Source organism: Brevundimonas sp. AVps31 (assembly GCF_058681355.1).
This window is the reverse complement of record NZ_CM178736.1, coordinates 3,257,863-3,276,549: the sequence shown is the minus strand read 5'-3', so window position 1 is coordinate 3,276,549 and position 18,687 is coordinate 3,257,863. Positions and strand designations below refer to the sequence as shown.

The window sequence follows — 18,687 nt, the reverse complement described above, 5'->3', positions numbered from 1 at the left end:
CGAACCAATCCGAGCGTCGCGCCTTACCTCGCTGGAGCCTGTGGAGTCCTGCCATGACCTTTGATCCCGTCACGCCCCAGCGGGCGGTCTTTCGTCCGTGGATGGTGGTTGCCCCGCTGGCGGCGATCGCGGTCGGGGGACTGGCCTTTGTCGTGCTGAACCCCGGCGGCGGTATCGGCGCGCGCGACGGCGGCCTGATGCAGGTCGAAGTCGTCGCCCCTGTCGAGACCGAGGTGGAGCCGGGCGGGACGATGGAGGTCGGCGAGCTGGTGGACGGTTACACCCATGTCGCCATCGCCCCGCCGGTGTCTGAGGCGGATCGCTACGACCCCGGGCATCAAACCGCCTGGATCGAGCCCGAACCGTCCGAGCCAAGGCCGTCGATCAGGGTCTGGACCAGCGCGCCGCCGTCGCCACCGACCCCCACGTCGATGGAAGGCAAGGCCGGTTCCTACGGCTTCGACGCGCCGGGGCCGGACTATGCGGCCGAGCGTCGCGCCCGGCAGGAGCGGATGGATCGGATACAGGCCGAACTGGCGTCCCGCGGCATGGCCGGTCAGCCCGGAGCGACCCCCGCACTGGACCGGGATAGCGCCTTCTATTGACGACTTCCGGGGGCGATGGCGCGAACTTGACCCGGCGTGATCTTGGCAGCCGCGCTTGCGAGGTCTAGGTCGGAGGCTCAACCGTTCCTTAGGGAGAGACGCCATGGCCGATCTGGCTCAAGTCACTGAACACATCCGCGGCGCCGTGGGCGACAACTCCGGTCTGGGCAAGACCGTGAAGATCGATCTGGGCGACGTCGGCAAGATCTTCATCGACGGCGCCTCGTCGCCGAACACCGTGACCAACGAAGACAAGCCCGCCGACGCCACCGTCTCGATCACCTGGGACGACTTCATGGCCCTGTCGGCAGGCAAGCTGGATCCGATGATGGCCTTCATGCAGGGCAAGCTGAAGATCGCCGGCGACATGATGATCGCCCAGAAGCTGGCTCCGCTGCTGAAGCGCTGATCTTGACGACGCAGAACTGATTTTTGGCGGCGCGGCTCCGGAAGAGGGCCGCGCCGTTTTCGTATCGAGGAGGACGACCATGGATTTCCGTCACAGCGACAAGGGGCTGCACTGGCAGGAGCGCGTGCAGCGCTTCATGGATGAGACGGTGCTGCCGCGCTCGGCGGAATACTGGGCCGAGGTCAAGGCGGACCCCACGGTTCAGCCGAAGGCCATGGAAGAGATGAAGGCCGCCGCCAAGGCCGCCGGGCTGTGGAACATGTTCCTGCCGGGCGATCACGGCTCGGGCCTGACCAACCTCGAATACGCCCCGCTGGCCGAGATCATGGGCCGCCACCTGTGGACGGCCGAGGTGTTCAACTGCAACGCCCCGGACACCGGCAACATGGAAGTGCTGCACATGTACGGCAGCCCGGAGCAGCAGGCGCAGTGGCTGAAGCCGCTGATGGCCGGCGAGATCCGCTCGGCCTTCCTGATGACCGAGCCGGCGGTGGCCTCGTCCGATGCGACCAATATCGAAACCCGCATCGAGCGGGACGGCGACCACTACGTCATCAACGGCCGCAAATGGTGGTCGACCAACATGGCCCACCCGAACGTCGCCATCGCCATCGTGATGGGCAAGACGGATACCGGCGCGGCCACGCACCAGCAGCAGTCGCAGGTTCTTGTGCCGACCAATACGCCGGGCTTCCGGGTCGAGCGGATGCTGTCGGTGTTCGGCTACGACGAGCGCCCGATCGGCCACGCCGAAGTGGTGCTGGAGAACGTCCGGGTCCCGGTCGAGAACCTGATCGCCGGCGAGGGCCGCGGCTTCGAGATCGCCCAAGGCCGTCTCGGGCCGGGCCGCATCCACCACTGCATGCGCACCATCGGCGCCGCGGAGCGCGCGCTGGACCTGATGGTCGAACGCCTGCTGAGCCGCACGGCCTTCAAGAAGAAGATCGCCGAGCATTCGGTCTGGGAGCAACGGGTCGCCGAAGCGCGCATCAACATCGAGATGTGCCGCCTGTCCGTGCTGAAGGCCGCATGGATGATCGATCAGGCCGGCGCCAAGAACGCCAAGTCCGAGATCGCGCAGATCAAGGTCGCCGCGCCGCGCATGGCCCTTCAGATCATCGACGACGCCATCCAGGCCTTCGGCGGCGCGGGCGTGTCGGGCGACTTCCCTCTGGCCGAGCTGTATGCGGGCGTTCGGACCCTGCGTCTGGCTGACGGCCCGGACGAGGTTCACAACCGCACGATCGCGCGCCTGGAATACGCCAAGCATGGCGGACGGGGCGGCTGATCGCCTCACGGCGTGATCATTCGCTCTTCCGCCCGGCGGCCCATGGGGCCATATGCCGGGCATGGCGATGAGAGGTGAACGCGGGGCCGGGCGACGGCAGGGATCGGAAGCGAAGGCGGCGCAAGCCGGGCTGACAACCCCCGTCGACGGCCCCCCGACCCTTCAGGCGCTGGCCGACCTGCTCAGACTGGTCGGCCGGTCCAATGCGCCCCAGTTGAAGCTGCGGCTGATCGCGGCCATCGGAATGACGCTGGCGGGCAAGGGGCTGGGCGTTCTGGCGCCGCTGGTGCTGGGCGCGGCGGTCAACCATCTGGCGGCGGGGCAGGGGCCCGAGGTCTCGATCGGCCTCGGATTCGCGGCCTTTGCTCTGGGCTGGGCGCTGGTTCGCCTGCTGTCGGCCATCGCCCCCAACGCCTCGGACGTGGTGTTCGCCCCCGTCCGGTCAGCGGCGCAGCGGACGGCGGCGACCGAGACCTTCGCCCACGCCCTGAGCCTGTCGCTGGATTTCCACCAGACCAAACGGTCCGGCTCCCTGTCGCGGACCATGGATCGCGGCTCGCGGGCCGTGGACTTCCTGCTGAGGATTCTGGCTTTCAATCTTGTCCCCACCGGCGTCGAGCTGGTCCTGGCGGCAGGGGTGCTGGCCGGCAAGTACGACTGGCGCTTCGGCGCTGTCGCGGTGGCTGTCGTGGCCATCTACGCCGTCTCGACATTCGCCCTGTCCAACTGGCGGATCGAGCACCGCCGGATCATGAACGCCGCCGATACCCAGGCGGCGGGCCTCTCGGTCGACGCCCTGCTGAACTACGAGACGGTCAAGTCCTTCGGGGCTGAGGCGCGGGCGGCCCGCAGCTATGATGCGGCCCTCGGCGACTACACGCGAGCGGCCTTGAAGGCGAACAGTTCGCTGGCGCTGCTGAACGTCATCCAGGCCGTGATCATGAACGTCGGTCTGGGCGTCATGGCGGTGATGGCGGGGTTCGAGGCGGCGGCGGGCCGGATGGGGCCGGGCGACGTCACGGCGGCGGTGTTGATCATGATCAGCCTGTATGCGCCGCTGAACATCCTCGGCTTCGCCTACCGGGAAATCCGGCAGTCCTTCATCGACATGGAGGAGATGCTGAAGGTGACCCGTCAGGCCCCGCAGGTGGCCGACGCTATCGACGCCAGGCCGCTGGAGCGGGCAGCCGGCGTGAACGGCGCGGCCCTGACGTTCGAGCATGTCGGCTTCCGCCACGATGCCCGCGCCAACGGGCTGGAGGATGTCAGCTTCCACGCCGCGCCGGGGACGACGACGGCGCTGGTGGGGCCCTCGGGTTCGGGCAAGTCCACGGTCGTCAAACTGGCCTTGCGCCTGCTGGACCCGCAGGAGGGCCGGGTGCTGATCGACGGCGTCGATGTACGGGCGGTGACGCAGGAGAGCCTGCGCGCGGCGGTCGCGCTGGTGCCCCAGGACGTGGCCCTGTTCAACGACAGCCTGCGCGCCAACATCGGCTTCGCCCGGCCCGACGCGGACGAGGCGGCGATCTGGGCGGCGGCAGAGGCGGCGGAACTGGCCGCCTTCATCGGCCAGTTGCCGGAAGGGCTGGATACCGTGGTGGGCGAGCGGGGTCTGAAGCTGTCCGGGGGTGAGCGTCAGCGCGTCGGCATCGCCCGCGCCCTGCTGGCCGATCCCTGCATCCTGATCCTCGACGAGGCGACCAGCGCTCTGGACAGCCGGACGGAGGCGGCGATCCAGAAGACCCTGCGCAAGGCGCGGGCGGGACGCACCACGCTGGTCGTGGCCCACCGGCTGTCCACCATCGCGGACGCCGATCAGATTCTGGTGCTCAAGGCCGGGCGGATCGTTGAGCGCGGGGCTCACCATCAGCTCGTGGCGCGTCAGGGGGGCGAGTATGCGGCCCTGTGGCGAAAGCAGACGCGTGGCGCGCGGACGAAGGACGGCGTCTAGCCTTCAGGGCAGGCCCAGCTTGCGGTGGACCATCAGGTCCAGACCCTGACGAACCCGGGCTCTGGCGTCGGCGTCTTCGGGCAGGGCCAGCAGCAACTGCAAGGACTGGGCGTAGACCGGCAGGACGCGCCAGTCGAATGGCCGTTCGGGCGTCGCCGCATCGATCAGGTCGCACAGGCCCAGGGCGACCACCCGGATTTCATCCATGTCGAACGGCCCGGCGCTGTCGATGATGGCGTTGGCGGCGCGATAGGCGGATCCGAGCACGGCCATCTCTTGCTCCGGCGCCGTCGGGGGGGCGATGGCGCCGAGCTCGACGATCCGCTCGCCGACCTCGACTAGACTGCGGGGCTTGAGCGCTTCGAGATTGGCCTGGGCCTGGATCAGCGCCGTACCGATGCTGACGCCGCCGGCCTCGTCGATGATCTTCGACAGGCGCGACTTGCGCCGGTTATGAGTGATGACCGTCATTCGCCTTGTTCCGCACCCGCGGCCGCGGCCTTCTCGGCATCATGCTTCATCCTGCGGATCATGTCCGCGCGACGCTCCTGGTCCGGCGCCCTGCCGGCGCGGAAGCGGCGGTCGGGGCCGAAATAGTCGCCCACCTCCAGGAAGGGCCGTGTGTCCCGGGCCACGAAGATGATCCGCTCCAGCAGGCTGGCGGCGCTGAACGGCTTGGTGATGACGAAATTGGCCCCGCAATCCCGGGCTTCGGTCACGCGTGAGCGGCGGACGTGGGTGGCGGTCATGATGACGGGCGCGAAGGCGTTGGGGTCGAGCCCGGACCGGCGCAGCCAGCGCACCAGTTCATAGCCGTCCATCTCTGGCATCTCGGTGTCCACGACCAGCAGGTCGACGGGGTGATCCTTGAGGACTTCCATCGCTTCATGGGCGCTGTGGCAGGCGTAGCGGGTCTTGATCCCGAATCCGAGCAGGGCGCTGGCCGTGATGTCGAGGCCGAACGGGGAGTCATCGACCACCATGGTCACGGCGCCGGTCAGATTGATGACCGCGCTTTCGCGCAATCCTTCCACCGCGCTCATGCCCCACTCCACATTGGCGGGCGCGATTCGGCGCGCCTCACGGGAAGAGGCTTGGCAGGCGGCGGTATTCAGAAGGTTAACGGCTCAGCTTAGGTCAGGCGGCCGATGGCGTAGAAGCGGTCAGCCCGAGCCTTGCGCAACTGCTCGGGCGACAGGCCCGCCATGGCGTCCAGTTCCTCCATCAGCACGTCGCCGACCCCCTTGATCGCCGCGGCGCGGTCGGTGTGGGCGCCGCCAAGCGGTTCGCCGATGACCCGATCGACGATCTTCAGCTCCATCAGGTCGGGCGCGGTAATCTTCATGGCCATGGCTGCGTCCCGCGCGCGGCTGCCGTCGCGCCACAGGATGCCGGCGGCGCCTTCCGGCGAGATGACCGAATAGATCGAGTGTTCCAGCATCAGGACGCGGCTGGCGGCGGCGATGGCGATGGCGCCGCCGGAACCGCCTTCGCCCGTGATGGTGGCGATGGAGGGGACGCCCAGCGTCAGGCCGCGCTCGGTCGAGCGGGCGATGGCTTCGGCCTGACCGCGCTCCTCGGCGCCGAGGCCCGGGTAGGCGCCGGCGGTGTCGACGAAGGTCAGCACCGGCAGGCCGTATTGCTCAGCCAGGTCCATGAGCCGGACCGCCTTGCGATAGCCCTCCGGGCGAGCCATGCCGAAATTGTGGGTGATGCGGGTCTGGGTGTCATGGCCCTTCTCGTGGCCCATGACGACGACCGGACGGCCGCGCAGGCGCGCCAGCCCTCCCAGAATGGCCTGATCATCGCCGAACTGGCGGTCGCCCTTCAGCTCGACAAACTCGGTGAACAGGCCTTCGACGAAGTCGATGAAATGCGGGCGCTGCGGGTGGCGAGCGACCTGCGTCTTCATCCAGGGATCGAGCCCGCCGTAGATCTTCTTACGGAGCTGCTCAGCCTTCTTCTTCAGGCCGTCGATCTCGGAATCAAACGAACCGGCGGTCGAGGCGAGCAGCGACAGCTCCTCGATCTTCGCCTCCAGATCGGCGATCGGCTTTTCGAACTCGAGGTAGTGCGTGGCCATCAAGGCGTCCGGAACTGGCGCGCCGGTTGGCGCTTCGGAAGGCGGCGGAACCTAGTCAGGTCAACGCCGGGGAGCAAGCGGAGTTCAGTCATCACGCGCCAAGGGATGCTTCTCCTGCACCAGGCGACTGAGGCGATCGGTGGCCAGATGGGTGTAGATCTGGGTGGTGGCGATGTCGGCGTGACCCAGAAGGGTCTGGACGACCCGCAGGTCAGCGCCACCCTCGAGCAGGTGGGTGGCGAAGGCGTGGCGCAGGACGTGCGGGCTGACCCGCGACGGGTCGATGCCGGCGTCGATGGCCGCCTGATCCAGCAACTGGGCGAAGCGGCGCGGCGTGAGAGGGTTGTTGCCGACCGGAGAGGGAAAGAGCCAGGGACTGTCGGGAGCCTCCGGCTTGCGGGCCCCGTCGCGGACCGCCAGCCAGATTTTCACCGCCTCGCGCGCCGAGGCGTTCAAGGGAGCCAGACGCTCCTTGCCGCCCTTGCCGCGAACGATCAGCCACGCGGGATCCCGGCGGACGGCCTCGACCTTGAGCGCCAGCAGTTCGGAGACCCGCAGGCCCGACGCGTAGGCCAGTTCGACCAGGGCCACGAGACGGACGCCGGCGGCCCCATCGCGCGCGGCCGCGGCCTTCAGCAGGGATTCGACCTCCTCGCGGGTCAGGGTGTTGGGCAGGGGACGACCCTGTTTGGGGGCGTCCAGACGGCGGGACGGATCATCCGGACGCCAGCCCTCGCCTAGGGCGAAGCGATAGAACTGGCGCACCGCGGCGCGGCGGCGGGACTGGGTGGCGGGCGACAGTCCGCGGGCAGCCAGTCCGGCATACCAGCTCTCGACCGCCGTCTCGTCCGCGCTCATCAGCCCGCCGTCCACACCGCCCTCGGCGTCAGCAAGGTCGCGGGCATAGGCGGACAGGGTGTGGGGGGAGGCGTCGCGCTCCACCGCCATCATCTCCAGGAAGGCTTCGATCTGGGGGCTGCTCATCGGCGCCCCTTCGCCATGGCGTGGCCCCGGCGCTGTGTTCGTGTAGAGGTGTGGGGGACCATGACGTGCCTGCGCCCTTCCTCCCCGCCGTTCGCCCGCCACCCGCTTGCGCGAGGTGCGCGATGACCGATTCCGAGGCGATTCCCGTCCATCAGCGCACCATAGCGCTGGTCGGCCTGATGGGCGTGGGGAAATCGACCGTGGGGCGGCGGCTGGCCCGGCGGCTGGGCCTGCCGTTCGCGGATGGAGACGACGAGATCGAGTCGGCCGCGGGGATGACCGTCTCCGACATCTTCGCCAGTCTGGGCGAGGGCGAGTTCCGGGCGGGGGAGGCGCGGGTGATGCGCCGCCTGCTGGAGGGACCGCAACTGGTCCTGGCCACCGGCGGCGGCGCGATGCTGAACGCCGAGACCCGAGCCTTGCTGAAGACCCGGGCGGTGACCGTCTGGATGCGGGCGGATCTGGAGACCATCGCGCAGAGGGTGGCGCGGCGGGACACGCGGCCATTGCTGCGCGGGCGCGATCCGCTGGAGGCCCTGCGCACGCTGGCCGAGGCCCGCTATCCGGTCTACGGCGAGGCGCATCTGACGGTCGACGTGACCGGCGGCGCGCATGTGCAGGCGGTGGACGCCATCGTGCAGGCGCTGGAGGCCCATGGGGCCATGGAGACGAAGACGTGACGACGACGGTGCCGGTCTCGGGCGGGGCCTTCCGCCCCTATGACGTCGTCGTGGGCCGCGGCCTGCTGGGTGAGCTCGGCAGGCGGATCGCGCCGATCGCCAAGGGGCGGACGGTCGTGGTGACGGACGAGACGGTGGCGACGATCCACGGTCCGGCGGCGCTGAAGGCGCTGGACGACGCGGGCATTCGGGCCCGTCTGCTGGCGGTGCCGGCGGGGGAGGGCTCCAAATCCTTCGCCGAGCTGGAGCGGGTGCTGGACCGGATGCTGGCCTTCGGGCTGGACCGCAGCGACGTGGTCGTGGCGCTGGGCGGGGGTGTTGTCGGCGATCTGGCCGGTCTGGCGGCGGCCCTTTACATGCGCGGGATCGACTTCGTGCAGGTGCCGACGACCCTGCTGGCGCAGGTGGACAGCTCGGTGGGCGGCAAGACGGCCATCGACACGCCGCGTGGCAAGAACCTGATCGGCGCCTTCCACCAGCCCCGGCTGGTGCTGGCCGACATCGATGTTCTGGGGACTCTGCCGGCGCGGCAGGTCACGTCGGGCTGGGCCGAGGTGCTGAAGCACGGTCTGATCTGTGACGCGGCCTTCTTCGACTGGCTGGCGGGCGATGGCGCGGTGGGCGCCGAGGGCGACCCGGCGGCGCTGCAACGGGCCGTGGAGCGGTCGGTGGAGATCAAGAGCGCCGTGGTCGGCGAGGACGAGAAGGAGGCGGGCCGGCGCGCCCTGCTGAACCTGGGCCACACCTTCGGCCACGCCATCGAGGCGGAGCTGGGCTTTGACGAGCACGCCCTGACCCATGGGGAGGCGGTGGCGCTGGGGTGCGCCATGGCCTTCCGCTTCTCGGCGGCGGCGGGCCTGTGCCCACAGGCGGACGCGGATCGGGTCGAGACGGTGACGGCGGCGGCGGGCTTGCCGGTGAGGCTGTCCGAGGCCGGGTCGTTCAGCGCCGAGGCGCTGGTCAGGCGCATGGCCGGGGACAAGAAGGCCGAGGGCGGGCGGCTGACGCTGATCCTGGCCCGGGCCATCGGCGATGCTTTTGTCGACAAGAATGTCGATCGCGCGACCCTCATCGCCTTCCTGCAGGCCGAGGGCGCGGCCTGACGGGTCAGTCCACCGCGCGGCAGGAGGTCGGGGGCAGGCCATCGGCGGTCCAGGTGGCCATCGCGCCCTTGCCGCGCAGCTCATAGCCCGAGGCGCGGTACCAGATGCCGTCGGCGGCGCGTTCCTGGAACAGGTCGACCGCCTCGCCGCTGGAGTTGCGGACCGTGGCCATCTGGCGCGGGTTGTCGAAATCGACCGACAGGCGCTGGCTGTCGTTGCAGAGATAGACGGTGCGGATCACCCGGTTGAGGTTGCGGTCCTGCACCTCGGCGCCCGTGCGGGTGCGGGCGGTCTGGGCCTCCTGGGCGCGCTCACGAACCGAATCACCGTCGGTCGGCGCCTCGGCGGGCTTCTGTCCGCAGGCGCCCAGCATCAGGACGATGAGGGCCGGTGCGATCAGCGTCTTCATGCGGAGCAAGCCTTGCTGTTACAGGATCGGCGCATCAACGCGCCGTGCTCGCCGCCGTTCCTTTGCGGCGGGCGCGGAAGAAGGATCGCAGCAGGTCGCCGCCCTCGGCGGCCAGAACGCCGCCCTGAACGGCGGGGCGCCAGTGGCAGGTCGGCTGATCGAAGAAGCGGGGGCCGTGGGCGACCGCGCCGCCCTTGGGATCGTCCGCGCCCCAGACCACGCGGCCGATCCGGGCATGGCTGATGGCCCCGGCGCACATGGCGCAGGGCTCCAGAGTGACATAGAGAGTCAGGCCCGTGAGCCGGTAGTTGCCCAGTTTTTGAGCCGCCGCGCGCAGGGCCACGATCTCGGCATGGGCGGTCGGATCATGGCCGCCGATGGGGGCGTTCATGCCCTCCGCGACCACTTCGCCGGTCGATTCGTCGACGATTATGCAGCCTACGGGAGTCTCTCCCGCGTCCGCCGCCGCTTGCGCACAGGCCAAGGCCATGTGCATGAACCGCTCATCATGGCCTTCCATCCCCGAGACAACGACAAGAAGCCGCGCCCGCGTCAAGACGCCGACCGCGACGCCCCCCGCAAACCCTACGTCAAACGCGTCGAAGGCGCGGAGGACGCGCGCGGCCCCGGCAAGGGCAAGCCCTTCGCCAAGGGGCCCCGCTCCGATGGGCCGCGCGGCGACAAGCCCGCCGGCAAGTTCGGCGCGAAGCCGGGCGGCAAGCCCGGGGGCAAGCCGGGCGCCGACGAGGCGCCCGCGCGCAGCGAGCGGATCGCCAAGGCCATGGCCCGGGCGGGCATCGCCTCGCGCCGCGAGGTCGAGCGCCTGATCGGCCTGGGCAAGGTGGCCGTCAACGGCAAGATCCTGGACACGCCGGCGACCCTGGTGACGCGCGACGACGCCATCACCGTCAACGGCAAGCCCATCGGCGCGGCCCAGGCCACGCGGGTGTGGCGCTATCACAAGCCCTCGGGGCTGGTGACCTCGCACAACGATCCGGGCGGGCGTCCGACCGTCTTCGACGCCCTGCCGAGCAGCCTGCCGCGGGTGATCTCGGTCGGCCGCCTCGACCTGAACACCGAGGGCCTGCTGATCCTGACCAACGACGGTGAGCTGAGCCGGGCGCTGGAGCTGCCGCAGACCGAGCTGGTGCGTCAGTACCGCGCCCGGGCGCGCGGCCGGGTCAGCCAGCTGCAGCTCGACTCCCTCAAGGAGGGCGTGACCGTCGACGGCGTCCGCTACGGCCCGATCGAGGCCCGGCTGGAGAAGGCGGTCGAGAAGGCCGACACCGAAGGGCGCGGCCCCGCCAACCTGTGGATCAGCGTCTCGATCACCGAGGGCAAGAACCGGGAGGTCCGCAAGGTGCTGGAGCATCTGGGCCTGACCGTGAACCGCCTGATCCGTCTGGCCTATGGCCCGTTCCAGCTGGGCTCCCTGCCGGTCGGTGCGGTGGAGGAGGTCGGTCCGCGGGTGATCCGCGAGATGCTGGCCGAGCATATCCGCCCCGAGAACCTGCCCACCGGCAACACCGTCTCGACGCCCGCGCCGATCCCGGGCCGCCGCACCTCGGCGCCGATCGTCAAGGGCGCGTCGGGGTCGGCCATGTCCGATCCCTCGCGCAAGCCGAGCCGCACCCGTGCGGCCGAGGCGGCGGCGGGCGACGGGAGCGACACCGGTCGTCGCGCCCCCAAGGGCGACGGCTGGGCCAAGGCCAAGCCGAAGTTCGAGCACTCCAAGACCTTCAAGCCCCGCGAGCGGACCGCCCCGGCCCGGGCCACGGACGGTGACCGGGAGGAGCGGCCCAAGCGCGCCTTCACCCCGCGCGCCGACCAGTTCATCGACAAGCCGCGCGGCGCCGGTGGCCCGCGCAAGCCGGGCGGCACGTCGGGCAAGAGCTTCGGCGACAAGCCGGCCTATGGGTCCAAGCCCGCCTATGGGGCCAAGCCCGGCGGTCGTCCGGCCGGCGGCGGCTTTAGCAAGCCCGGCGGCTCGCGTCCCGGCGGCGCGGGCGGCAAGCCCGCCGGCGGCGGGGGTCGCGGCGGCCCGCGTGGGCCCCGGTCCGGCGGCTGATCCATGCGGATCGTCTCCGGAAGCCTGAAGGGCCGCGCCATCACCGCGCCGGAGGGGCAGAACACCCGTCCGACCTCGGACCGGGCGCGGCAGGCCATCTTCAACGTGCTGGAACACGCGGCCTGGGCCGAGCCTCTGAGCGGGGCGCGGGTCATTGACCTGTATGCGGGCTCCGGCGCCCTGGGCTTCGAGGCGATCAGCCGGGGGGCGGCCTTCGCCCTGTTCGTCGAGATCGAGGACGAGGCGCGCGGCGCCATCCGCGAGAACGCCGACGCCTGGGGGCTGATGGGTCGCACGCGGGTGCATCGGCGCAGCGCCACCGACCTGGGCGTGCGTCCCGGTTCGGCGGGCGAGGCCTTCGACATCGCCTTCCTGGATCCGCCCTACCGTCTGGGGCTGGGCGAGCAGACCCTGGCCCGGCTGCTGGAGGGCAACTGGCTGAAGCCGGGGGCCACGGTCGTGTTCGAGCGCGGCTCGGACGAGCCTGAGATCGAGACCCCGGGCTATGAGCGGCTGGACGCCCGCGACTACGGCGCGGCGCGGGTGTTGTTCCTCAAGGTCCTGCCGATCGGGGCTTGAGCTCCGGCTTCCCACCGGGCTGGGGCCGGGTTTCCCGCCCCCGTTGACGCCGGGCCGCCCGCTTTGACGGACGGGCCGGGGTCGAAATGTGCACTCCGGAAAAAATGGAGTGCACATCGTGCACTTTTTCCCGCGGTGCAGAGTCTGACGGCGCGACTTCGCCTTGGGGTTCAACCTGTGGGGCCGGATCGGCGGGAAGTGCCGAGAGAATGCGGACCTCTTCCTCCGTCTCATCCCGCTTGGGCGCGGCGGCGATGCGGTCGCGGACCCGTGCGGGCGGTTCGTCGGGATAGAGCAGGTCCAGCCAGGCGTCGTTCTCGTCGCACAGTTCCCGCCAGAGGCGGCGCCAGCGCAGGGCCTCCATCGGGCGACCACACTCCAGTGCGTGCAGATACCGCAGCCGGGCGGTGTCCATCTCATCCTCCTCATTGAGGTCGTCGTAGATCGTCAGGTCGAAGGCCGCGGGCTTCAGGTCGGCCTGGTCCTTGCGTCGCCAGCCGTATTTGCGGGCGCGGCGGCGGAAGGCCGAGAGGCCGAGGTCGTGGCGGCGGCAGACGGCCTCGGCGTCGAGGCCGGCCACATAGTCGTCGCGGGCCTGGACCCAGACCTCGGGCGAACGGATGCGATAGGGATCGGTCATGGGGGCATCGTAAACCGGCGATACGTCAGAATTGGTCGTACGGCGGGAGGCAGCAGGCGGAGGGCGGCAGGCGGGAGGCAGCAGGGTGGAGGCAGCAGGCAGCAGGCAGCAGGCAGTAGGCAGTAGGCAGTAGGCAGTAGGCAGTAGGCAGTAGGCAGTAGGCAGTAGGCAGTAGGCAGTAGGCAGTAGGCAGTAGGCAGTAATCCCTTCTCCCGCCCCTCTGATCCCTTCTCCCGATGGATCGCGCGTAGGTTCCCTGTTTCGGACACGCGACCCAAAATCGATCAGACCGTGTTATGCCAAGCTTCAGACGAGCCCAGAAGCGCTGGAGCCGAGATTTGAGACGCCTATTCATCGCCACCGCTATCTTCGCCAGCGTCGCGGGCTGCGCCGTCGCTCAGCAATCACCCGATGACGAGCGCACAATCCCTGCCAAGCTCCATGGAGAGTGGAACGAGAACCTCAGCGACTGCGGTACTGGCAACAACGACAGTAGCCTGACGATCACCGCGACCGAGATGCATTTCTATGAGAGTGACGGGACCGTGCGCGGGGCTTTCATGCGCGGTCCCTATGAAATCCTGATTGTGTTGGACATGAGCGGCGAAGGCAGCTCGTGGATGACGAGCTTCCAATACACGCTGGCTGGCAACAGCCAGTATCTCTCCGCGCGAAATGACGATGGGTCGCTCTTCGTTCGCTATCGTTGCCCGGCCAAGTGAGGTTGTGCCTATGATCGTCGTCGCCCTGACCCTTGCGCTGTCACTGCCTCAGACTGCGGCCCAAGAGCGGTTCCGAGCGGACCAACGGGCGGCGGCGGCGCAATTGACCCAGCACACCCCGACCGATCCGGCCGACTGGTCTTGTGCCGATCCGATCATCCAGCGGAACTACCAGAGCCGGGACGCGGGGGGGATCATCTACCCGGCGTCCGAGCTTGGGGCGCGCATCGCTGACGAGTGCGCGAGAGCCTATCGCCCACGCCCGCTCCGCACGGATGCGGACACGATTTTCGAGACGCATGACCGGACGGCTTACATCTACCAGCGATCCACTTTCGTCTACGACATCATCGCGAAGATCGAGCAAGCCCGGCGCCGGGATCGCATCAGGCTGAACTAACCGGACTACATCATAAGCGCGTTACGCTCTGTCCGCAGGTCTCGGATGGTAGTGTCAGCCTCGGGGCGGTCCGGCCCGAGTCGGCCGCCCGGAACGGTGACGCGGCTCACCGAATGCTGAGAACGACCCTCACCCTTTCGCCTTTCCAATCGCTTCGCTCCTGGAGCCTCAAGCCCTCTCCCATCGGGAGAGGGTTACGAACCCCGCCGCAAAAGGCTCACCAGCCCCCGCGCCGCGGCCGTCACCTCGGCCCAGGTGACGTCGAAACCCGCCTCGTCGCCGAACCAGGGGTCGGTCACGGCCTGACCCTCGCGGCCGGGCACGTGGTCCAGCAACAGGCTGAGTTCGGCGGTGGCGGGCTTTATGCCGGGCCGAAATCTGAGCCCTGACGACGAAGGGTCGTCAGGACCGATTTCGACTGGCGGCGCCAGCTTGCGCAGGTTGGCCATGTTGTCGTGGTCGAGGGCGACGATGTGGGTGAAGCGGCGGAAGTCGGCCCGGGTCACCTGACGGGCGCGCAGGGCGGAGATGTCGACGCCGTTCCGGAGCGCCGTCCGCTGCGCCCGCTCATCCGGCGGTTCGCCCGCATGCCAGTTCCCGGTGCCGGCGGAGTCGATGATCAGGTCCAGCCGCAGACGCTGCGCCTCGGCGCGCAGGGCGGCCTCGGCGAGGGGCGAGCGACAGATGTTGCCGAGGCAGACGAAGAGGATGGAGGGCATGCTATCGCCGGACGGTGCGAGGTAAGAATGAAACCTGCTTCCCCCAACAACCGCTAAACCAACAACAAACTGGGGAAGTCGCTATCAGATTTTCTGGAAGAATGCGGAAGCTCTTTCGAGATCGTTTTGGCTAGGCTCGTCGTCGATTTCGCGATCAATTTCAGTTAGTTGGTCGATTACCTTGTATGAAGTGCGCCCATCAAATTGGTTGGCGGGTTTGCCGTAGGAAGCCTCGACGATCGAAATAATTGCCAGCGTTGCGTCATAAATTTTAGGGTCAGGAGTCCTGGCGAAAACGTCGTCAAATACGTTCTTCCCAGCCTTCTCTAGATGGTGTGATTGTTTGAAGTATCTCACCAAAAAGTAGAGAATTTCTCGGCGCTGAGACGAGGGGAACTCCGAGAGATGCGCGCGAACCTTTTCCATTTGCATCATCCAATCCTAATGACATCGAAGGCTGTTTGAGGAACATCCGCCACGACGTATTCTTGGGATAACGGGTGCGCTTTTGATTTGACGTCCACAACTTGATTGTACGGGAGCGCATCTTTCCGAGGTAGAACACAAAGCAACGGTTTGAACTGATCGCGCGGAGCAATTTTACAGATTGTACGGATCTCTTGAGCTTGCTCTGCAGTGATTTTTCCGCGCTTTTCCATAACGTCGGCGCCTCTCCGCGCGCCGAGCCTTTTCGCTTCAATCAAAGTGTCGTGCAGATCCCCGGAGTCTACCGCTTTTTTCAACTCGTTGTAGATTTCCAACGGAGAACTACTTTTTGGTACCGTAAAGACCGGAGACGTGAAGTCGGATCCGAAATAGGGCGTGCACCACATATAATGCAAGTCACCATAGAACTGCTTATTTATATTATAAGCCAATGTCGTCATCGCTGAGTACAGCACTGGCCGATCAATTTTTTCCAGAGCCACTACGCATCCCGCTTTTAGAGTGGTTGTGACCCTAGCACAACTTACGATGGATCCTAGCCTCTGGCGGGCAATTGTCGCGCGATACGAGCTGTGTGCCGCGCATTTTTAGCGCCGCTGCGGAACGATGGGAACTCGGACCGAGTCTGCCGTCATCCTCGAAGTACATGGAGGATGACGGCATAGGGCAGGGTGATGGCGAAGCCCTTACTGCGCCGCCGACTGCACCTCAACCGGCAGGCCGAGGGCTTCGAGCTGGGGCCGGACGACCGAGGCGTCGCCGACGATCACCCAGACGAACTGGTCGGGCTTGATGACCTGACGGGCGGCGGCGTCCATCTGGGCGGCGGTCAGGGCGCGGGTGCGGCTGGCCAGGGTGGTCTGGTAGTCGTCAGGACGGCCGTACAGGGCGTTCGACCGCAGGGCGCCGAGGATCTGGCCCGAGGTCTCGAACCCGCCGGCCAGCGACCGGGTGTTGCCGTTGATGGTCCGCTCCAGCTCGTTCGGCTGAACGCCGTCGGTGGCGAGGAAGCGGTCGTACTGGGCGATCAGGGCCGCGACGGACTCGCCGGTGCGGTTGGCCTGGACCGGGGCGTTGACGATGTAGGGGACGCGATGCTCGAGCGCGTTGATCCCGCCGCGCACGCCGTAGGACCAGCCCTTGGTCTCACGCAGGTCCGAGTTGATCCGCGACAGGAAGTCGGAGCCCAGGGTCACGTTTGCCGCGTTGAGCGCCAGCAGGTCGTCGGTGCCCGACACGGGCAGGACGGCGCCGCCGTAGATCAGCGACTGCGGCGACTGCGGACGGTCGATCAGGACGATGCGGTTGCTCGGCGTCGGGACGGTCGTGGGGAAGGTCTTGGTCCCCCGGGCCGTCGCCGGCGCGCGCCAGTCGCCGAAGGCGGCTTCCAGCTGGGGCGTGATCTGGGCCAGCGGCAGGTCGGAGACGACGAAGACCGTGGCGTTGTCCGGACGGATCCAGGCGTCGTGGGTGGCGACCAGATCGGCGCGGGTCAGGCCCTGGATGACGGCGTCCGTGCCGGTGCCGGTGAAGGAGCGGCCATAGGGGCTGTCGGCGCCGTAGATCAGCGGCGGCAGGGCGCGCGAGGCGATCGCGCCCGGATTGGTGCGTTCGCTGGCCAGACCCGACAGGCGCGAGGCGCGGATGCGCTCGATCTGGTCCGGGGCGAAGGCCGGGTTGCGCACGACGTCCGACAGCAGGGTCAGGCCCGGCGCCAGGTTGGCGGTGACGGTCGACAGGTCGGCCGAGGTGCGGTCCATCGAGGCGCCGACGTTGATGGAGGCGCCGAGACGCTCCTTCTCTTCGGCCAGCTGGTTGGCGTCGCGGGTGGTGGTGCCTTCGTCCAGCAGGTCCAGCATCATGGCCTGGGCGCCCAGACGGTCGGCGGCGTCGGCGGCGAAGCCGGCGTCAAACTCGACCGCCACGCGGGTGACGGGGACGGTGTCGACTTGGGCGTAGACGACCTTGATGCCGTTCGACAGGGTTTCGCGTTGAACCGCGGGGAAGCTGAGGTCGGGCACCTGGCCGATTTCCGGCATCGGCGGACGGGCCACGCGCTGGATCTCGGCGGCGGGGACCGGGGTGGCGCCCGACGGGGCGGCGGCGGCCTCGACATAGGCTTCACGCTCGCCCGGCGCGATGGTCAGGTCGAAGACCGGACGGGTCAGCCAGCGCTGCATGGCGGCGGTGACCTGGGCCGGGGTGACCGAGGCGTATTCGGCCAGCTCCTTCTTGTAGTGGTCCGGATCGCCCGCATAGAGCTGGCCTTCGGCGAGGACGTTGGCCTTGCCGTTGACCTGCTCCAGGCTCTGGATGCGGCGCGAGACATACTGGGTGGCGACGCGGGCGACCTCTTCCTCGGTCGGGCCGTTGGCGATGTAGTCGGCGACGATGGCGTCGAGGCGACGGCTCACCTCGGCGGCGTCCTGGCCCGGCTTCACATCGACCGAGATGTCGAAGATGCCGACGCGGTGGAAGTCCGACAGGCCGGACGAGACCGAGACGGCGGTCTGTTCGTCACGCACCAGCTGGTTGTCGAGGCGCGAGGAGGCGAGGCCGCCCAGCACTTCGGCGGCGACGGCCAAGGGCACGGCGTCGTCGTCGAGGAGGCCGGGGACGGCCCAGCTGCGGGTCAGGCGGGTGTTGGCGACGCGGTCATGCATGACCTCGACGACCGGGGCGGCCAAGGTGGGGACGGCGGCCTCGGCCGGGGTGTTGACCGGACCGCGCGGGATGGCGCCGAAATAGCGCTCCATCAGCGGGCGGGCGGCGGCCTCGTCGATGTCGCCCGACAGGACGACGATGGCGTTGTTCGGGCCGTAGTTCTCGCGGAACCAGTTGCGCACCGTCTCCAGGCTGGCGGCGTCCAGGTCGGCCATAGAGCCGATGGTGGAGTGGCGGTAGGGGTGGCCTTCGGGGAAGAGGGCTTCCAGCTGGGCGTATTCGAACAGGCCGTAGGGCTCGTTGTCGCCCTGACGCTTCTCGTTCTGGACGACGCCGCGCTGCAGATCGAGGACCGGCTGGCCGATCTCGCCGAGCAGATAGCCCATGCGGTCGCTTTCCAGGTACAGGGCCTGCTCCAGCGCCGGGGTCGGGACGGTCTCGAAATAGTTGGTGCGGTCGAACCAGGTGGTGCCGTTCAGGTTCGACGGCCCCAGATTGCGCATGCGGCCCAGATAGCTGCCCGGCGCGTTCTCGGACCCGCCGAACATCAGGTGTTCGAACAGGTGGGCGAAGCCGGTGGAGCCGGCGGGCTCATCCTTGGAGCCGACGTTGTACCAGACCGACACGGCGACGACGGGGGCCTTGCGGTCCTCGTGCACGATTACGGTCAGGCCGTTGTCCAGCTGGAACCGCTTCCAGGGGATGGAGACCTCGCTGACCAGCTCGGCCACCGGCGCGGCGCGCAGCTCGGCGGCCTGGGGCGCGGTGGCGGCGACGGGCGCGATAGAGGTCTGGGCGACGGCCGGGGCGACGGGGGTGAGCACGGCCAGAAGGGCGGCGAGCGAGATCGAGCGAAGACGCATGAGGGACGGTCCTGTTGTGATGCGGGGACCTTACCCGACGCGCGCTGTCACGCAATCGCCTAGCGCATCCCCC

The 18,687-nt window shown here is 68.4% G+C and carries 21 protein-coding genes; 10 read left to right on the top strand and 11 right to left on the bottom strand.

What is annotated here, in order from left to right:
* The first annotated feature begins 53 nt into the window (after positions 1 to 53).
* From ACW174_RS16060 to ACW174_RS16045, 4 genes are all read left to right on the top strand, one after another.
* Positions 54 to 605 (top strand): hypothetical protein, encoded by a 552-nt coding sequence (locus ACW174_RS16060; protein WP_492015362.1) that lies wholly within the window; start codon positions 54 to 56, stop codon positions 603 to 605.
* Between the two features lie 103 nt (positions 606 to 708).
* Positions 709 to 1,014: an SCP2 sterol-binding domain-containing protein gene (locus ACW174_RS16055; protein WP_492015361.1), complete on the top strand. Its 306-nt coding sequence runs from the start codon at positions 709 to 711 to the stop codon at positions 1,012 to 1,014.
* Positions 1,015 to 1,093: 79 nt separating this feature from the next.
* Positions 1,094 to 2,302: an acyl-CoA dehydrogenase family protein gene (locus ACW174_RS16050; protein ID WP_492015360.1), complete on the top strand. Its 1,209-nt coding sequence runs from the start codon at positions 1,094 to 1,096 to the stop codon at positions 2,300 to 2,302.
* Between the two features lie 67 nt (positions 2,303 to 2,369).
* The gene (locus ACW174_RS16045; RefSeq protein ID WP_492015359.1) at positions 2,370 to 4,253 is read left to right on the top strand and encodes an ABCB family ABC transporter ATP-binding protein/permease; all 1,884 of its coding nucleotides are present in this window, start codon (positions 2,370 to 2,372) and stop codon (positions 4,251 to 4,253) included.
* A 3-nt stretch (positions 4,254 to 4,256) separates the two neighbouring features.
* Here the strand turns inward: ACW174_RS16045 and ACW174_RS16040 are convergent, their stop codons facing one another.
* The 4 genes from ACW174_RS16040 to ACW174_RS16025 all read right to left on the bottom strand — a co-directional run bounded on the left by ACW174_RS16040 (position 4,257) and on the right by ACW174_RS16025 (position 7,320).
* On the bottom strand, positions 4,257 to 4,724 hold the full coding sequence (locus ACW174_RS16040; protein WP_492015358.1) for a chemotaxis protein CheE: 468 nt from the start codon (positions 4,722 to 4,724) through the stop codon (positions 4,257 to 4,259).
* The gene (locus ACW174_RS16035; protein ID WP_492015357.1) at positions 4,721 to 5,296 is read right to left on the bottom strand and encodes a response regulator; all 576 of its coding nucleotides are present in this window, start codon (positions 5,294 to 5,296) and stop codon (positions 4,721 to 4,723) included. The genes ACW174_RS16040 and ACW174_RS16035 overlap by 4 nt, the downstream gene beginning before the upstream one ends.
* A gap of 89 nt (positions 5,297 to 5,385) precedes the next feature.
* Positions 5,386 to 6,336 carry an acetyl-CoA carboxylase carboxyltransferase subunit alpha gene (locus ACW174_RS16030; RefSeq protein WP_492015356.1) on the bottom strand — a complete coding sequence of 317 codons (951 nt, stop codon included), beginning with the start codon at positions 6,334 to 6,336 and terminating at the stop codon, positions 5,386 to 5,388.
* A gap of 84 nt (positions 6,337 to 6,420) precedes the next feature.
* Entirely contained in the window at positions 6,421 to 7,320 is a 900-nt protein-coding gene (locus ACW174_RS16025) for a tyrosine recombinase (protein WP_492015355.1), read from the bottom strand.
* A gap of 122 nt (positions 7,321 to 7,442) precedes the next feature.
* Here ACW174_RS16025 and ACW174_RS16020 point away from each other — a divergent pair, with 122 nt between their 5' ends.
* Together ACW174_RS16020 and aroB are read left to right on the top strand one after the other, a co-directional pair.
* Positions 7,443 to 8,000, top strand: a complete 558-nt coding sequence (locus tag ACW174_RS16020) for a shikimate kinase (RefSeq protein WP_492015354.1) — start codon at positions 7,443 to 7,445, stop codon at positions 7,998 to 8,000.
* Positions 7,997 to 9,103 (top strand): 3-dehydroquinate synthase, encoded by a 1,107-nt coding sequence (gene aroB / locus ACW174_RS16015; RefSeq protein WP_492015353.1) that lies wholly within the window; start codon positions 7,997 to 7,999, stop codon positions 9,101 to 9,103. Before ACW174_RS16020 ends, aroB begins: the two co-directional genes overlap by 4 nt.
* A 4-nt stretch (positions 9,104 to 9,107) precedes the next feature.
* On the opposite strand, the gene ACW174_RS16010 is transcribed toward aroB, so the two are convergent.
* Positions 9,108 to 9,512: an MliC family protein gene (locus ACW174_RS16010; RefSeq protein ID WP_492015352.1), complete on the bottom strand. Its 405-nt coding sequence runs from the start codon at positions 9,510 to 9,512 to the stop codon at positions 9,108 to 9,110.
* Between the two features lie 34 nt (positions 9,513 to 9,546).
* A complete protein-coding gene (gene tadA, locus ACW174_RS16005; protein WP_492015351.1) occupies positions 9,547 to 10,032 on the bottom strand; it encodes a tRNA adenosine(34) deaminase TadA in 486 nt (161 codons plus the stop codon).
* Here tadA and ACW174_RS16000 point away from each other — a divergent pair.
* Positions 10,021 to 11,580, top strand: coding sequence for a pseudouridine synthase (locus ACW174_RS16000; RefSeq protein WP_492015350.1), 1,560 nt, complete (start codon positions 10,021 to 10,023; stop codon positions 11,578 to 11,580). The genes tadA and ACW174_RS16000 overlap by 12 nt on opposite strands.
* A 3-nt stretch (positions 11,581 to 11,583) precedes the next feature.
* Complete coding sequence (rsmD, locus tag ACW174_RS15995) at positions 11,584 to 12,159, top strand: 16S rRNA (guanine(966)-N(2))-methyltransferase RsmD (RefSeq protein WP_492015349.1); 576 nt, start codon at positions 11,584 to 11,586, stop codon at positions 12,157 to 12,159.
* On the opposite strand, the gene ACW174_RS15990 is transcribed toward rsmD, so the two are convergent.
* On the bottom strand, positions 12,134 to 12,799 hold the full coding sequence (locus ACW174_RS15990; RefSeq protein ID WP_492015348.1) for a hypothetical protein: 666 nt from the start codon (positions 12,797 to 12,799) through the stop codon (positions 12,134 to 12,136). The two genes, rsmD and ACW174_RS15990, sit on opposite strands and share 26 nt — an antisense overlap.
* 338 nt (positions 12,800 to 13,137) lie before the next feature.
* Here ACW174_RS15990 and ACW174_RS15985 point away from each other — a divergent pair, with 338 nt between their 5' ends.
* The gene (locus tag ACW174_RS15985; protein WP_492015347.1) at positions 13,138 to 13,521 is read left to right on the top strand and encodes a hypothetical protein; all 384 of its coding nucleotides are present in this window, start codon (positions 13,138 to 13,140) and stop codon (positions 13,519 to 13,521) included.
* Between the two features lie 10 nt (positions 13,522 to 13,531).
* Complete coding sequence (locus tag ACW174_RS15980; protein ID WP_492015346.1) at positions 13,532 to 13,921, top strand: hypothetical protein; 390 nt, start codon at positions 13,532 to 13,534, stop codon at positions 13,919 to 13,921.
* A 194-nt stretch (positions 13,922 to 14,115) separates the two neighbouring features.
* On the opposite strand, the gene ACW174_RS15975 is transcribed toward ACW174_RS15980, so the two are convergent.
* The 4 genes from ACW174_RS15975 to ACW174_RS15960 form a co-directional block, all read right to left on the bottom strand.
* Entirely contained in the window at positions 14,116 to 14,640 is a 525-nt protein-coding gene (locus ACW174_RS15975; RefSeq protein ID WP_492015345.1) for a low molecular weight protein-tyrosine-phosphatase, read from the bottom strand.
* A gap of 84 nt (positions 14,641 to 14,724) precedes the next feature.
* Positions 14,725 to 15,066 carry a hypothetical protein gene (locus tag ACW174_RS15970; RefSeq protein WP_492015344.1) on the bottom strand — a complete coding sequence of 114 codons (342 nt, stop codon included), beginning with the start codon at positions 15,064 to 15,066 and terminating at the stop codon, positions 14,725 to 14,727.
* 5 nt (positions 15,067 to 15,071) lie between these two features.
* The gene (locus ACW174_RS15965) at positions 15,072 to 15,569 is read right to left on the bottom strand and encodes a hypothetical protein (RefSeq protein ID WP_492015343.1); all 498 of its coding nucleotides are present in this window, start codon (positions 15,567 to 15,569) and stop codon (positions 15,072 to 15,074) included.
* Between the two features lie 204 nt (positions 15,570 to 15,773).
* The gene (locus tag ACW174_RS15960; protein ID WP_492015342.1) at positions 15,774 to 18,614 is read right to left on the bottom strand and encodes a M16 family metallopeptidase; all 2,841 of its coding nucleotides are present in this window, start codon (positions 18,612 to 18,614) and stop codon (positions 15,774 to 15,776) included.
* Positions 18,615 to 18,687: the final 73 nt, after the last annotated feature.

Excerpts from the sequence above, each read along its gene's own strand:
- ACW174_RS16060 (WP_492015362.1), top strand. The coding sequence starts at position 54 with ATGACCTTTGATCCCGTCACGCCCCAGCGGGCGGTCTTTCGTCCGTGG.
- ACW174_RS16055 (WP_492015361.1), top strand. The coding sequence starts at position 709 with ATGGCCGATCTGGCTCAAGTCACTGAACACATCCGCGGCGCCGTGGGC.
- ACW174_RS16050 (WP_492015360.1), top strand. The coding sequence starts at position 1,094 with ATGGATTTCCGTCACAGCGACAAGGGGCTGCACTGGCAGGAGCGCGTG.
- ACW174_RS16045 (WP_492015359.1), top strand. The coding sequence starts at position 2,370 with ATGAGAGGTGAACGCGGGGCCGGGCGACGGCAGGGATCGGAAGCGAAG.
- ACW174_RS16040 (WP_492015358.1), bottom strand. The coding sequence starts at position 4,724 with ATGACGGTCATCACTCATAACCGGCGCAAGTCGCGCCTGTCGAAGATC.
- ACW174_RS16035 (WP_492015357.1), bottom strand. The coding sequence starts at position 5,296 with ATGAGCGCGGTGGAAGGATTGCGCGAAAGCGCGGTCATCAATCTGACC.
- ACW174_RS16030 (WP_492015356.1), bottom strand. The coding sequence starts at position 6,336 with ATGGCCACGCACTACCTCGAGTTCGAAAAGCCGATCGCCGATCTGGAG.
- ACW174_RS16025 (WP_492015355.1), bottom strand. The coding sequence starts at position 7,320 with ATGAGCAGCCCCCAGATCGAAGCCTTCCTGGAGATGATGGCGGTGGAG.
- ACW174_RS16020 (WP_492015354.1), top strand. The coding sequence starts at position 7,443 with ATGACCGATTCCGAGGCGATTCCCGTCCATCAGCGCACCATAGCGCTG.
- ACW174_RS16010 (WP_492015352.1), bottom strand. The coding sequence starts at position 9,512 with ATGAAGACGCTGATCGCACCGGCCCTCATCGTCCTGATGCTGGGCGCC.
- ACW174_RS16000 (WP_492015350.1), top strand. The coding sequence starts at position 10,021 with ATGGCCTTCCATCCCCGAGACAACGACAAGAAGCCGCGCCCGCGTCAA.
- tadA (WP_492015351.1), bottom strand. The coding sequence starts at position 10,032 with ATGGAAGGCCATGATGAGCGGTTCATGCACATGGCCTTGGCCTGTGCG.
- rsmD (WP_492015349.1), top strand. The coding sequence starts at position 11,584 with ATGCGGATCGTCTCCGGAAGCCTGAAGGGCCGCGCCATCACCGCGCCG.
- ACW174_RS15990 (WP_492015348.1), bottom strand. The coding sequence starts at position 12,799 with ATGACCGATCCCTATCGCATCCGTTCGCCCGAGGTCTGGGTCCAGGCC.
- ACW174_RS15980 (WP_492015346.1), top strand. The coding sequence starts at position 13,532 with ATGATCGTCGTCGCCCTGACCCTTGCGCTGTCACTGCCTCAGACTGCG.
- ACW174_RS15975 (WP_492015345.1), bottom strand. The coding sequence starts at position 14,640 with ATGCCCTCCATCCTCTTCGTCTGCCTCGGCAACATCTGTCGCTCGCCC.
- ACW174_RS15970 (WP_492015344.1), bottom strand. The coding sequence starts at position 15,066 with ATGGAAAAGGTTCGCGCGCATCTCTCGGAGTTCCCCTCGTCTCAGCGC.
- ACW174_RS15960 (WP_492015342.1), bottom strand. The coding sequence starts at position 18,614 with ATGCGTCTTCGCTCGATCTCGCTCGCCGCCCTTCTGGCCGTGCTCACC.